Here is a 14,180-nt window from a genome sequence, read left to right as displayed (position 1 = left end):
CGTCAGGCGTCGAGTTCGCGCAGCAGCTGCTCGGCCGCCTCCAGGCCGGAGGAGAACGCGGCCTCGTGCGAGCCGATCTGGTCGTGGTGCAGCTGCTTGGAGTGGAAGTAGGAGCCGGCCAGCTTGATCCGGGTGCCCTCGTTGACCTGGTAGATGGTCCGCTGCAGGGTGCGCAGGTCCATGTCGATCACCGGGTGCTCGTAGTGCAGCTCCTTGATCACCAGCTCCTCGCGCAGCGGGAGCGGGTAGTCCAGGGTGACGAAGTAGTCCAGCTCGGACTCGAAGCCGTGCAGCCGGTTCATGTAGTAGACGACGTACGGGCGCACCTCGGCGTCCACCACCACCTTGCCGTAGTTCCAGTTCTCCCAACGGTCGCGGTCGGCCGGCATCACCGAGGCGTCGGTGTGCAGCACCACGCTGGACGGGTTGTAGCGGATCCGGGCCAGGGTCTCCCGCTGCAGCTCGGTGGGCTCCGCGAGCAGCGCCCTGGCCTGGTCGCCGTGGACGGCGAGCACCACGTGGTCGAAGTGCTCGGTGCCGGCCGCGGTGGTCACCGCCACGCCGTCGGGCAGCTCCCGGACCTCGGTGACCTCCTCGTTCAGCCGCAGCTTGGGGTCGATGGCCGCGAGCGCCTTGCGGACGTAGGAGATCGAGCCGCCGCCGACGGTGCGCCAGTCGACCCGGGCGCCGCCGAGGCCGCCCTCGTCGTGCGCCATGAAGAAGGCGATCACGGTGGTGGCCGGCATCTCCCAGATCAGCTCGGCCGGCACCGACCAGACCGCGGTGCACAGCAGGATCACGTAGCCGTGCCGGAACGCCTGGCTGTAGCCGCCGCGGTCCAGGTACTCGCCGAGCGGGAGGTCGGTGCGCTTGCGCAGGAAGTCCTTGCGGCCCTCCTCGTGGAAGCGGCGGGCCTCGCGGCGGATGGTCAGGAACTCCTCCGGGTAGCGGCCGGCCACCTCCTCCTCCGGCAGCGCCATCTCCTCGGTGCCGAACTGCAGGCCGGTGTCCAGGTCGAAGAAGTTGAAGCCGCCCCGGTGCTCGCGGAACGGCACGTCCAGCTCGTCGAAGAAGCGGGTGAGGTTCGGGTAGCTGGGCCGGTTGAAGATCACGAACGCGGTGTCGATGCCGAGCGTGCGGCCGGCGTCCGTCACCTCGACGGTGTTGGCGTGGCCGCCCGGCCGGTCGTCCTGCTCGAAGACGGTGAGCTCGGCGCGCTCGCGCAGGCGGTAGGCGGCGGAGAGGCCGGAGACGCCGGCGCCGATGACCGCGACCCGGGGCTTGAGCGGTGCTGACATGGCAGAGTCCTTAGCTGGCTGGGGAGATGGGGGTGTCGGTGCGGGAGCCGGCCTCCAGGACCGGCCCGAGGACGGCGAGGCCGGCCAGCTGCTGGAGCCAGGCACAGGTGTCCCGGCGCAGTTCCTGGCGGCAGGCGGGGCAGACCTTGAGGTCGCGGTCGAGCCGGCCCGCGGGGACCTCGGCCCGGCAGGCCGGGCAGGGCAGCGGGCGGTTCGCGGCGGGTCCGGGGCGGTGGCCGGGCATCCGTCGGCTCCTTCCTGGGACGCGGCGTGCGGCCCTCAGGCCTGCGCGAGGGTGAGGTCGCCGCGCTCGGCGAGCCGGAACTGCCAGTGCGAGAAGAGCCGGTTCTCCCGGTGCAGGCGGCGCAGCACCGCCATCACCTCGTCCACCACCCCGCTGTCGGTGACCGCCTGGTGCGGGTACAGCTGCCGGCGCAGCCGCTCCAGCTGGAGCAGCAGCAGCGCCGGGTCGGGCAGCGGGTCGGCGAGCTCCCCGGCCGAGTGCAGGTAGGTGTGCAGGCAGGCGGCCGTGGCGTGCAGCAGGCAGTACTGCTTGGCCAGGTCGAAGAGTTCGGCGGACTGGCCGTACTCGCGGCCGAGTTCGGCCCGCAGCCGGGCGCACTCCTCGCGCAGCACGTGGGCCCGGCCGAGCAGCTCGCCGGCCACCTTGGCGGCGGCCAGCAACCGGGCGCGCCCCGGGACCTCGGCCCCGGCCGCCAGCCGCTCCAGCTCGGCCAGCGCGGCCGGCGCCGCGAGCAGCGCGTCGTCCCGGCCGCGGCTGAACAGCTGCTGGTCCCACGGTCGGTAGAGCGGCAGCTCGCGGCCGAGCCCGTACAGCGTGCCGACCCGCTGCTCGGCGGTGGCCCGGGCCGCGGGCTCCGGGTCGGTGGCGGCGGCGAGCAGGCCCTCCAGTTGCAGCGCGAGGTTCTTGAGGTTCACCACCGTGTTGCCGTCGGCGAAGTTGGCCACCAGCATGTCGCGGAGCATCTTCTGGTGGATGCCGTAGTGCGGCTCGGCCCGCAGGTAGAAGCGCGCCCCCAGCACCACGTTGAGCTGGGACATGGTGCTCTCCAGCACGGTCGGCACGTAGTACTTGGCCACCGACGACCAGACGCTGGTCTGCTCGGGCACCAGCTGGAGGCTGCGCACGGCGCCCAGGCTGACCGCGTCGGCGATCATCAGATCGGCGAAGCACTCGGCCAACTGGCGCCGGGAGTACGGGATCTCGCTGACCGTGCGGCCGAAGATGACCCGGCGCTCGGTGAAGTCCAGGGTGATCCGCAGGGCGGTGTCCACGGCCGACAGGGCGATCGAGCCGATCAGGGTGCGGGCCACCTGGGAGGTCTGCAGGGCGATCTCCAGCCCGGCCCCCTCGGCGCCGATCCGGGCGGAGTCCGGCACGAACACCCGGTCGAGCCGGATCCCGCTCATGTCCAGTGCGCGCAGGCCGTGCAGCCGCTCGTTCGGCAGCTCCTCGACGGCGCCGGCCGGCGTGCGGCGCTTCTCCAGCAGGAAGATCGAGTAGCCCGCCGGGCCGCCGCTCTCCTTCGTCCGGGCGAACACGCTCAGGCCGTCCGACACCCGGGCGTTGCCGATCAGCCACTTCTCGCCGGTGAGCAGGTACCCGCCGGGGACCTTCTCGGCGGACAGCTCGTTGCTGAGCACGTCGCTGCCGTGGTTGCGCTCGGACAGGCCCCAGGCGTACCGGCTGCCCTGGCGCATGGCGTCGCTCAGGTACTGCTTCTGCTCCTCGGTGCCGGCGATCCAGGCCGGCAGGAAGGCCAGGCTGGTGATGATCAGCGCGGTGGCGGTGGTCGGGTCGCGCCGGGCGATCAGCCGCAGCAGGTTGAAGCCGGTCTCCACGTCGCCGGCCCGGCCGCCCTGCGCCTCGGGGATGTTGTACTCGTGCACGCCCCAGCGCTGGAGCAGGTTGACGAAGCCGTACGGGTACTCCTCGCGCTCGTCGTGGTCGAGGATCCGCTCGTACGGCATCCGGCTCGCCGGGTCGTGCGGGTCGCCCAGGTAGTCCTCCAACTCGGCTGCGAGGCTGCGCAGTTCTGAGCTGTTCACCGGTCCTCCAGTCGGGGAAAGGTCCATCGGTCACACCACCGGCCGGGCGAGCGGCACCGGGACCGCGGAGAACAGCCGGTGGTCGGCCCGCAGGTCGAGCAGCACGTCCAGGGCGGGCAGCAGCTGTTCGGCGGCGCGGCGCACCGGCCGCTGGTCGGCCCGGGCGAGCAGGTAGCCGAGGCAGGCGGTGAGCCAGTCGGCCGAGCCGGGCTTCTGCCCGTACAGCGGCAGGTGCCGGCCGGCCCACCAGAGCTGGAGGCAGCAGGCGGCGGCGTGCAGCCAGGCGAACCGCTCGGCCAGGTCGATCGGGCCGGTGCCGGTGCCGGCCGCCGCGCTCTCCTCGGGCAGGCCGCGGACGGCGGCGAGCAGCTGCTCGGCCAGCGCCGCCGCCACCGGGGCGCCGGCCTCGGCGAGCGCCTCGGCGGCCGGGCCGGCCACCGCGCCGAGGGTGCCGGTGGGCAGGTCCCGGCCCCGGGCGTTCAGGTCGAGCCGGGCCGGGTCGTACGGGGGCAGCGGCTCGTCCGGTGCGAAGACCGTCCGGGCCGCCCGCCCGTCGCCGCCCGGCCCGGCCGCCGCCGCGGCCAGCGCGGGCAGCTGACCGGCGAAGGAGCGCAGGTTGGCCAGGGTGCTGGTGTCGACCACCCGGACCAGCGCGGCGTCCCGCTGGAGCTTCTGGAACAGCCCGCCGCCGGGGCCCTCGGTGCGCAGCACCGAGCGGGTCGCCAGGGTGGCGCCGCAGCGGGCGATCGCGTCCTCGACCGCCTCGGCGACCACGTGCTTGGCCGCGCAGCCCCAGACGCTGAACTGCTCCGGCGCCACGTGGATGCCCCGGGCGGCCACCAGCGCCACCGCGTCGGCCGCCAGCAGCGCCGCCGAGGCGATCGCCAACTCCCGGCGCTGGTAGGGCGTCTCCAGCAGGCCGCTGCGGCCGGTGCGGCGCTCGGCGGCGAAGCCGAGGGTGAGCCGCAGCGCGGTGTCGGCGCAGCCCAGGCTGCCGGCGGTGCTCATCAGCCGGACCACCTGCTGGGCCTTGACCGCCACCTCCAGCGCCTCGCCCGGCCGGCCGACCAGCTGTTCCCGGGCGACCGGCAGCCGGTCGAAGCGCGGGTGGGCGAAGTCGATGCCGCGCATCCCGGAGGTCGGCACCCAGGCGCCCCGGTCCAGCCGGTGGGTGCTCTCGGCCAGGTCCAGCAGGACGGCGGTGAAGGCGCCGGGGCCGCGCTCGCCGGTGCGGGCCACCACGTACATCGCCTCGCAGCGCTGTCCGAGGCCGACCATCCACTTCTCGCCGTCCAGCCGCCAGCCCTCGCCCTCCGGCTCCAGCCGGACGGTGTTGGCCAGCAGGTCGCTGCCGTGCCCGGCCTCGGACAGCGCGAAGCCCACCGAGCCGCCGCGGCGCAGCAGTTCGGCCACCCGGCGGTGCTGCTCGGGCGAGCCGTGCAGCCGTACGCAGGTGGCGGCGGTGATCGAGAACATGGTGGCCGGCATGACGTTGAGGTCCCGGCGGGCCGCCGTGCGGACCAGCAGCAGGCTGCGGTCGAAGGACTCGAAGCCGCCGCCCCACTCGGCCGGCAGGTGGTCGAGGTGGAAGCCGGACTCGCGCAGCACCCCGGCCAGTTCGTCCGGGAACTCCCCGCGCTCGTCGCGGCGGACCGCGGCGGCGAAGCCGTACGGGCCCGCCGGGTCGTCCGGGTCGCCGAGCAGCAGCTCCAGCGCGGCGGCCTTCGCGGCGACCCGCTCGATCACAGCGCACCGCCCAGGGCCGCCACCGGGGACTCCAGCGGCACCGGCCGGTAGTCGGCCACGGCGGCCGGCAGCTGCACGCCCGCGGTGCGCAGCGCGGCCACCCGGGTGTGGAAGGCGGCGCCGCGCATCAGGTGGTGGGCGACGTCGGCGACCCGGCGGTTGCCGGGCGCCTTGAGGTAGCTGGCGGTGACCCAGTCGTTGAAGCTGCCCATCGCCGGGCCGCACCAGACCTGGTAGTCCAGGGTGCGGTCCGGGTCGCCGACCGTGGACCAGCGCGAGGACATCCCCAGGTACCAGCGGAAGACCAGCGCCATCCGGCGCTTGGGGCTGTCCTGGGCCCGGGCCAGCTGCTCGGGGTCACGGCGGCCGAAGTAGCCGACGCACTCCTGCCAGACCTCCTCCAGCGGGCGGCGGAAGACCTGCGCCTCCAGCCGGGCGCGCTCCCCCTCGGGCAGCTCCTCCAGGCCGCCGTGCGCCTGGTAGAGCTCGTACAGCTTCTTGGCCCGCATCGGGAACAGGGTGCCCTTCTTCAGCACCTGGAGCTCCACGCCCAGCTCGAACATGTCGGCGGCCGGCGCCATCTCGCAGTCCGCGATGCCGGCCTCGGCCAGCAGCGCCTTGGTCGCCTTGGAGGCGCCGGACTCGACGCAGGACTGGTTGACCGAGCCGGTCACCACGTAGGCCGCGCCCATCGCGAAGGCGGCGGCCACCGCGATCGGGGTGCCCAGGCCCCCGGCCGCGCCGACCCGGATCTGCGCCGGGTAGCGGTGCTCGCGCTGCACGCCGTCGCGCAGCCGCAGGATGCTGGGCAGCAGCGCGGGCAGCGGCCGGCGGTCGGTGTGGCCGCCGGAGTCGGCCTCCACGGTGATGTCGTCGGCCATCGGCACGTACTTGGCCAGTTCGGCCTGGAGCGGGGTGATCAGGCCCTGGGCGAGCAGCGCGCTGACGGTGGCGGCGGGGGCCGGCCGCATGAAGCGCTCGGCGGTCTCGGTCCGGGAGATCTTCGCGATCACCCGGTGCTCGGCGACCGGCTGCCCGTCCGGGCCCTGCCGCAGGCCGGCCAGCCGGTAGCGGACGATGTGCGGGCTGAGCGCCATGAAGGCGGAGGCCTCCACGCAGCGCACGCCGTGCCGCAGGAACAGCTCGACGGCCTCGCGCTCCAACCGCTCCTCGCTCGGGCTGTGGATCAGGTTCACCGCGTACGGCAGGCCCGGGATCTCGGCGGCGAACCGGCCGAGCGCCTTCTCGATGCTCTCCGGCAGCAGGCCGGCCGCGCCGAAGGAGGCGAGGAAGCCCTCCCGGGCGAGTGCGATCACCAGGTCGGCGGAGGCGATCCCGCCGGCCATCGCCCCGGCCAGGTACGGCTGGCGGACGCCGTGCGCGGCCAGGAAGGCCGCCGAGCCCAGCCGGTGCGGGGGCAGCGGGGCGACCGCGGCCAGCAGCGGCAGGCCGTCGGCCGAGCCGGCGGCGAGGGCCCGGCCCTCGGCGGCGGCACCGATGCCGCGCGGGGTGCGGACCACGAAGCAGGGCCGTTCGAGTTCGGCGAGGACCTGGTAGACCCCGGCGGGGTCGGTACTCGGATACTGCTCCCCCTGCCAGAGCAGTGGTGTCTGCGGGCGGTTCATGTCGTTCGGTCTCCTCAGGCAGGGGTGGTCAGGCGGTGGCCGGGAGGACCTCGATCGCCACGCCGGTGAGCTCGTAGATCCGCAGGCCGGGCTTCCACAGGTCGGCGTCGGCGATCACCACGACCCGGCCGGCCTCCCGGCGGACCTCCCGGACGTGCACGTCGAAGCGCAGCTCCCGGTCGTGGCGCAGGATCTGGCCCCGGTACTTCCAGGCCGTCTCGACGTCGGTGGCCAGGGCGAAGCGGGGCCGCTCGATGCCCTCGGCCAGGCCCTGCTCCAGCACGAACAGCCGCAGCGCCTGGAGCACCGCCTCCACCCCGAGCGAGCCCGGCATCACCGGGTCGCGGTGGAAGTGGCAGTCGAAGTACCACTCGTCGGGGCGGACCTCGCGCCGCCCGTGCAGGTAGCCGAGCCCGTGCCGGCCGCCGTCGGCGACCAGGTCGACCTCGTCGACCAGGTGGAAGTGCTCGCCGGGCAGGCGCAGCCCCTCCCCGGTGAAGGCCGGGGAGCCGGCGTCGAGCGCGATCCGCCGCACCCGGTCGGCGGCGGGCTGCTCCTGCTCGATCCAGGGCGCCACGTACCGGCCGGCGTCCAGGCCCGCCTGGTTGGCGAGCGCGGCCTCGCTGAAGTAGCCGAAGAGCGACTCGCCGGTGTAGAACACCTCGCCGTCGGCGGAGAGTTCGTAGCTGAAGTTCTGCAGGACGGCGCCCTGGACGGCGCTGGTCATCAGCAGCTTGGAGTGGTGCCGGATGGTCTTGCCGCGCAGGTCCACGTCCTTGACCAGGGTGGCCCGGCCGTCCAGGTTGCGGATCGAGTACTCCGTCCGCGGCTGCTTGAGGGTGGCGCCGAGGTAGTAGCCGAGCAGGATGGCGGCCTGCAGCGAGGTCTCCATGTAGACGCAGTTCGGCATGTGGGGGTGCGAGTTCTGGGTGTAGTACCAGGCGTCGGCCGGCGAGTCGTACTCGGTGACCATCTCGGAGCCCGGACCGAGCTCGCCGCGGGTGCCCTGCAGGGACATGATCCGGTCGACGAACTGGAAGTCCCCGTTGGGGATGTACGGCGCCCGGCTGTCCCGGTAGACGTCGAACTCCGGGCCCATCGCGGTGCCCAGGTCGCCCTTGGCCGCGTGCGCCAGGTGCAGTTCGTTGATCATCGCGGCTTCGCCGGAGCGGTTGCGCCGGCCCAGGAAGGCCGGGACACCGCCGAGTTCGGGCCGGTAGGGGGTGCCCTCCTTCTCCCGGATCTGGATGCCGAAGTTGCGCATCCGGATCACCGGCTTGTCGCCCAGGTACACCAGGATGTCGGCGATCACCGAGGGGCGCGGGAGCAGGGTCAGCTCCATCACCTCGATCTCGTACCGGATCTCCCGGTGCGCGGGGGTGATCTGGCCGCGGACCTGCACCTCGGTCTGCAGGCCGACGATGGTCTGGAAGCGGGCGTCGGGGAGCACCAGGTGCATGCCCTGGTGCAGCAGGTACGCCTGCAGGGCCTGCACCGCGCCCTCGGCCACCATGGAGCCGGCCAGCACCGGGTCGTCCGGGAAGTGGCACTCGAAGTACCAGGCGTCGGGCTGGAGTTGCTTGCTCGCGGTGAGGGCGCCGAGACCGCGCGGGCCGCCGGTGCGGTCGATCCGCAGCTCGTCGATCATCCGCAGCCGGGCGTCCGGCAGCCGCAGCGCCGGGTTGAGGCCCGGGTCCTGGGCGTGCTCGGGGCCGAACACCTCACCCGGGCGGCCCTGGGCCAGCAGCTCCAGGTCGGCGGCGGTGAGGTGGTCGCGGTCGGTGCGGGCGAGCGGCTTGAACCAGGCCTTGGTGAGCGCCGCCCGGGCCGCCTTCTCCTTCTCGGTGATCACCACGCCGAGCGGGGTGTCCAGCTCGGCCTGGCTGAAGAACCCGGCCGAGGCGTCCTTCAGCTCCAGGATCAACTCGCCGTCGGCGTAGCAGAGGTAGCTGAAGAAGAAGAGGGTGGTGTCGCCCTGGGTGACGAACCGGTTGATCGAGATGTCGTACCGCAGGGTCTGGCCGGCCCGCGGCAGGTCGCCGTGGAAGACCAGGGTGGAGTCGAGCAGCCGGTAGACCCGCTCGCCCTTGTTGCGGAAGTCGATCCCCAGGTAGCTGATCAGCAGCAGGTCGCACTGGCCCGCCTCGATCGCCACCGCCGGCGGCACCCCGTCGTCCACCGTGTACCAGGCGTCGGTCGGCACGTCGTACTCGGTGCGGATGAAGGACGGCTTCATGACACCGGTCTCGGCGCGCAGCTCGGTGACCCGGGTGACGAAGTGGTACGGCGGGGCGGGCAGCCGCACCCGCTTGCCGTAGCCGTCGATCTCGGCGAAGGCCGGGCCGAACACCGCGGCCAGCGAGCCGGTGGCGAACTCCAGCAGGTCGGCCTCGTCCCAGATCACCCCCGGCGCCTTGCCGGGTGCGGCGGCGGGTACCGGGGCCGGCGTGGGCGCCGGTACGGGTACCGGGGCCGGCGCGGGCGGGAGTTCGGCCCGCGGGGTGAAGGCGATCGGCTCCGGCGCCGGGGCGGGCGGCAGCTGCGCGGGCGCCGCGGGCGGGCCGGCGAGCAGCGCCTCGGTGCGGGCCAGCGTGCTCTCCTGGAGCACCCGCTGGGTCTCCATCACCACCGAGTGGGTGGCCACCATCTGCTGGCGCAGCTCGCGCACCAGGTCCCGGGCGCGGTCGCCGGTCGCGGGCGGCGCGGTGGCCGGGACCGGCCGGGGGTCACCCGTCGGGCGCCCGCCGGGGTGGCGGCCCGCGGCGCGGTCGGCCGGCCCGGCGGGCGGGTCGGCGGCCGGCTCGGCCCAGGGCAGGAAGGCGATCGGCTCCCCGTCGAAGGTGATGACCTCGGGGTCGGCGAGGGTCGGGTCTGCGGGCATCTGGTCCTCCGGCGGAACGGGACCGGCTGGTCCGGTAGGGCCGGCCGGGGTCGGGCCGACCGGGAGCGGGCGGGAGGTGCCGGGGCCACCGGGCCCCGCACCGAGGGCGGCCAGGACCGGCGCGGCGAAGGCGGGCGGCGCGCTCGCCGGCAGCTCCTCGGCTCCGGCCAGGGCGGCGGCCGGGGTGGGCGCGGCGGCCAGCAGCTCGGCCGTCCCGGTGGCGATCCGCTCCGGGACGGACGGCCCGCCACCCACCGGGAACACCGCCCGGGCGGCCCGGGCCGGGGCGGCGGCCACCGGTCCGAGCAGGCCGACCAGGTCCAGCGGCACCCCGTGCGCGACCAGCCGGGCCGCCAGCTGCGCGACCGAACGGGCCGCCGGCACCCCCCGGCGGTCGACCGAGACCGCCACGTGCGGCGCGCCGCCGAGCGTCTCGCGCACCCAGCGGGTGCAGGTGGCACCCGGCCCGACCTCGACGAAGTACCGGAAGCCCCGGTCGTACGCGGTGCGCACCAGCCGCGGGAAGTCGATCGTGGAGCGCAGCGTGTGGGCGATCCGGTCGGCGATCCGCTGCTGGTCGAAGTCCTCGACCGGGCCGTAGTCGTACGCGCTGAGCAGGTCGAGACCGCCGGTCGACCCGGTCGGGTGGCTGTTCAGCTCGGCCAGGCCGGCCACCTCGCCGTCCACCACCGGGCAGTGCATCACGCCGTTGACCGGCGAGCGGGCCGCCGGGCAGCCCAACTCCTCGATCAGCGCCCGGCACTGGGCCGGGTCGCCGGCCACCACCAGCTCGCCGGGGGTGTTCACATGGGTCAGGAAGACCCGGTCGTAGCGGGGCAGCGCCGCCCGGACCGTCTCCGGGTCGGTGAGCAGCACGTGGCCGGACCAGACCTCGGCGTCCGGGGTGCCGGCGGGCAGCCGCCACAGCTCGCGGACGGTGTCCCGGCGGCCGTTCAGCCGGTGCTTGAACAGCGGGGTGGCGCTGATCCGGTCGTCCCGGCGGGCCGAGCGCCGCCAGCCGCCGGTGGCGAACAGCATGCTGCTCTCGCCCAGGCTGTAGCCGAAGGCGCCGTGCACCGGGACGCCCAGCAGGTCCCGCACCAGGTCGGTGTTGAGGATCGCGAAGGTGGTGCCGGTGGCCAGCATGAACGGCAGGTCGTCGGCGAGTTCGGCCTCCAGCCCCATCAACTCCCGCCGGCCGGGGGCGATCTGGGTGCGCGGGTGCAGCCTGGCGGTCCGGAAGGTCCGGTCCGGTTCGGCCACCTCCGCCTCGAACCGTTCCAGCAGGCCGGGGAAGGCCCGGAACAGGTCGCGGCCCAGGCCCGGGTAGGAGTTGACGGCGCCCGGGTAGACCAGCGCGACCTTGCCGTCCGGCCCGATCGGTCGGGGGGTGAAGCAGCTGCCCGCCGGGGTGGCCCAGTCCTCGCCGCGCTCCTGCGCGCCGGGCAGGTCCCGGGCGGCCAGCTCCAGCTGCCCCAGCAGCTCGGCGTGGTCCCGCCCGACCAGGACCACCCTCGGCGTGCCCACCGGCAGCCGCCCGGCCGCCTGCCAGGCCAGCTCGTACGGATCCGCGCCGGCGGCCAGCAGCGCGCGGTGGCGCTCGACCTCGGCGAGCAGCCCGGCCGGCTCGGCCGCGCCGAGCGCCAGCAGGACGGGCGCGCCGGCCCGCTGCCAGTCGCGCTCCTCGGTCCGGCCGCGGGTGCGGTCGGCGGAGAGCACCAGCTGCCCGTGCGCACCACCGCCGCCGATGAAGGAGACCGCCGCGTACCGGCGACCCGAGCGTTCGGCGCGCAGCCAGGGCCGGGAGGCGTCCGGCAGGTAGCAGCCGGTGGCGGCCAGCGGCCCGGCCCACTCCTCGGCCGGCGCGCGCCAGCCGGGCACCCCGGGCAGGTAGCCGTGGTGCAGGCTGAACACCGCGCGCAGCAGGCCGGCCATGGCGGCCGCGCCCTGCGCGTCGCCGAGCTGCGCCTTGGCGCTGCCGAGCGCCGGGCCGGGCGTACCGGCCGGGTGGAGTCGGGCCAGCGCGGCCAGCTCGGCGGCGTCCTGGGCCGTGGTGCCGCCGGCGTGCAGCTCCAGGTAGCCGAGGTCGGCGGCCGCGATGCCGGCCTCCGCGAGGGCCTGCCGGCCGGCGGCGGCGAGCGCCTCGGCGTCCGCCTCGGGCAGCTCGCCGTCCACCGGGACGGCGTGCCGGACCGCGACCGCGTCCAGCCGGGCGTACGCCGGCCGGGCCCCCTCGCCGGTCCGGGTGAGGACCACCGCGCCGGCGCCCTCGCCGATCCGCCAGCCGCCAGTGCCCTCGCCGAAGGTCAGGCCGGGGCCGGCCACCGGCGCGCCCGCGCCGCCCTCGACCCGCAGCAGCAGGCTCTCCGGCGAGCCGGCCAGGTCGACCGCGCCGACCAGGACGGCCTCGATGCTGTCGTCCAGCAGCAGCAGCCGGGCCAGCTCCAGCGCCTGCGCGGTGCCGGCGGCCTCCGCCGAGATGGTGAACGAGGGGCCGGTGAGGTTCCACAGCGAGGAGATCCGGCTGGCCATGATGTTGCCGATGTAGCTGAGCACCTCGTTGGCGACGATCGGCTCGTGCACGCCCGCGCGGGCCAGCTCGGTGAGCCGCTCCCGCTGGGCCCCGGTCAGGTCGAGGCCGGAGGCGTCGAACAGCTCGCGCAGGTGGCCGCCGAGCGTGTGCCGGGCCAGGTGCAGGTGGGCGCTGGGCTCGATCTCCATCGCCACCACCACGGCGACCCGCCGGGGGGCGGGGCCGCCCTGCCCGGGCGCCGCCTCGCGGCTGTACCCGGCGTCGCCGAGCGCCTCGTCGGCGACCTGGGACATCAGCGCGTGCTGGAGGTTGTAGTTGCGCAGGTCGGCCGGCGGGATCCGGTGGTCGACCGGGTCGAGGCCGACGGTGTCCACGAACGCGCCCTCGGGGAGCGCGTCCCGGCCCAGCCCGGCGGCGGCGAGCGCGCCCGAGGCGGTCCGCTCCAGGCCCCGCCAGCGGCGCTCGGGCAGCGGGCCGAAGGCGTCGGACCCGTCGTGCACGGCCCGTTCGAAGGCCGCGGCGGAGCTGAACGAGCCGAAGTGCGCGCCCACGCCGACCACGTCGAGCGCGGGCGGGGCGACCGCGGCGGCCGCCGGTCCGGCGGTGGCCAGGGGCGCCGGACCCGCGGTGGCCGCGTCCGAGAGCACCACGTGCGCGTTGGTGCCGCCGAAGCCGAAGGCGGAGACCGCGCCGCGGCGCTCCCCCGCCGGCGCCGGCCAGGCCCGGCCGGTGCGCACCAGGGCTCCGGCCACCGGACCGTCCGGGGCGGTGAGCGGCTCGGTGACGCCGATGGTCGGCGGCAGCTCGCCGTGCCGCATCGCCAGCACCACCTTGAGCATGCTGCTCAGGCCCGCGACGGTGAGCAGGTGGCCGATGTTGCCCTTCACCGAGCCGAGCAGCGGCACCTTGCCGGCCGGCCCGAAGAACTCGGCCACCGAGGCCGCCTCGGTGGCGTCCCCGATCGGGGTGCCGGTGGCGTGGCACTCCAGGTAGTCGATCTCGCCCGGCGCCACCCCCGCGTCGGCGTAGGCGAGTTGGTAGGCCCGGTGCTGGCCCGCCCCGCTCGGCACCAGCAGGTGGCGCCCGGCGCCGTCGTTGGACAGGCCGATGCCGTCGATCACGGCGTGGATCCGGTCGCCGTCGCGCTGCGCGTCGGCGAGCCGCCGGACCGCGAACATCCCGGCGCCCTGACCGGTCAGGATGCCCGCCGAGCGGCTGTCGAAGGGCTGGCTGAACCCGTTCTCCGGATAGGCGTGCAGGTCGGAGAAGGAGAGGTGGATCAGCGTCGGGTCCGGCGCGCAGACGCCGCCCGCGAGCACCAGGTCCGCCTGGCCGGCGGCGAGGTGGTCGCAGGCCAGCTTCAGCGCGTACAGCGCCGAGGAGCACGCCGCGTCCAGCGCGTACCGGGGGCCGCCGAGGCCGAGCGCGGCGCCGACGATCCGCGCCGGGGCGCCGCTGACGTGGGCGTCCGCCGGGTCGGCGGCGGGCCCGCCGGCCGGGGCCGCGAGCCCGCTCAGGCCGCCGGACACCAGCCCGTCGCGGACCGCCTGCTGCACCAGCGGCAGGCTGATCCGGGCCGAACCCGGCGTCGGGAAGGAGTAGTTGCCCAGCACCAGGCCGGTCCGGGCGAGCAGCTCGGGCCGCTCCAGGTGGCCGCCGTCGCGCAGCGCCTCGCGGGCCACGTAGAGGGACCAGTGGAACACCCGGTCCAGCCGGGCCAGCCGGTCGGCCGCCAGCCGGTAGCCGGTGGGGTCGAAGGTGAAGTCGCGGACGAAGCCGCCCCTGGTGCAGGTGATCGGGTGCTGCGGATCGAGGTCGCGGGGGTCGCCGGGCGGTCCGAAGACCTCCGGGCCGCCCTCGGTGCGGCTGTCCGCACCCGCGCTGAGGTTCTGCCAGAACTCCTCGGGGGTGGCCGCACCCGGGAAGAGGCAGGAAAGTCCGACGATGGCGTACTTGCTCATGGAAGCCGGGTCCCTCCGGGCTGTGGGAGGTCCGGCCGGCCGCGCTCGGCGGCCGGCCGGACCAAC

Annotated in this window: 6 protein-coding genes; all 6 read right to left on the bottom strand. The window is 75.1% G+C overall.

Features of this window, described 5'->3' with window-relative positions:
• Positions 1 to 2: 2 nt before the first annotated feature.
• Genes ABT014_RS09825 through ABT014_RS09800 form a run of 6 tightly spaced genes read right to left on the bottom strand, consistent with a single transcriptional unit; the run spans position 3 to position 14,114 of the window.
• Positions 3 to 1,298: an NAD(P)/FAD-dependent oxidoreductase gene (locus tag ABT014_RS09825; RefSeq protein WP_350638168.1), complete on the bottom strand. Its 1,296-nt coding sequence runs from the start codon at positions 1,296 to 1,298 to the stop codon at positions 3 to 5.
• 10 nt (positions 1,299 to 1,308) lie between these two features.
• On the bottom strand, positions 1,309 to 1,542 hold the full coding sequence (locus ABT014_RS09820) for a hypothetical protein (RefSeq protein ID WP_350638167.1): 234 nt from the start codon (positions 1,540 to 1,542) through the stop codon (positions 1,309 to 1,311).
• Between the two features lie 35 nt (positions 1,543 to 1,577).
• A complete protein-coding gene (locus ABT014_RS09815) occupies positions 1,578 to 3,368 on the bottom strand; it encodes an acyl-CoA dehydrogenase family protein (RefSeq protein WP_350638166.1) in 1,791 nt (596 codons plus the stop codon).
• A 30-nt stretch (positions 3,369 to 3,398) separates the two neighbouring features.
• Positions 3,399 to 5,114, bottom strand: a complete 1,716-nt coding sequence (locus ABT014_RS09810) for an acyl-CoA dehydrogenase family protein (protein WP_350638165.1) — start codon at positions 5,112 to 5,114, stop codon at positions 3,399 to 3,401.
• Positions 5,111 to 6,739, bottom strand: a complete 1,629-nt coding sequence (locus tag ABT014_RS09805) for a PfaD family polyunsaturated fatty acid/polyketide biosynthesis protein (protein WP_350638164.1) — start codon at positions 6,737 to 6,739, stop codon at positions 5,111 to 5,113. Before ABT014_RS09805 ends, ABT014_RS09810 begins: the two co-directional genes overlap by 4 nt.
• Positions 6,740 to 6,767: 28 nt before the next feature.
• Positions 6,768 to 14,114: a beta-ketoacyl synthase N-terminal-like domain-containing protein gene (locus ABT014_RS09800; RefSeq protein WP_350638163.1), complete on the bottom strand. Its 7,347-nt coding sequence runs from the start codon at positions 14,112 to 14,114 to the stop codon at positions 6,768 to 6,770.
• Positions 14,115 to 14,180 lie beyond the last annotated feature (66 nt).

The organism is Kitasatospora sp. NPDC094015 (assembly GCF_040304075.1).
Lineage (GTDB): Bacteria > Actinomycetota > Actinomycetes > Streptomycetales > Streptomycetaceae > Kitasatospora.
Note: the sequence above shows the minus strand (reverse complement) of the source record. Positions and strands in the feature narration are given on the sequence as shown.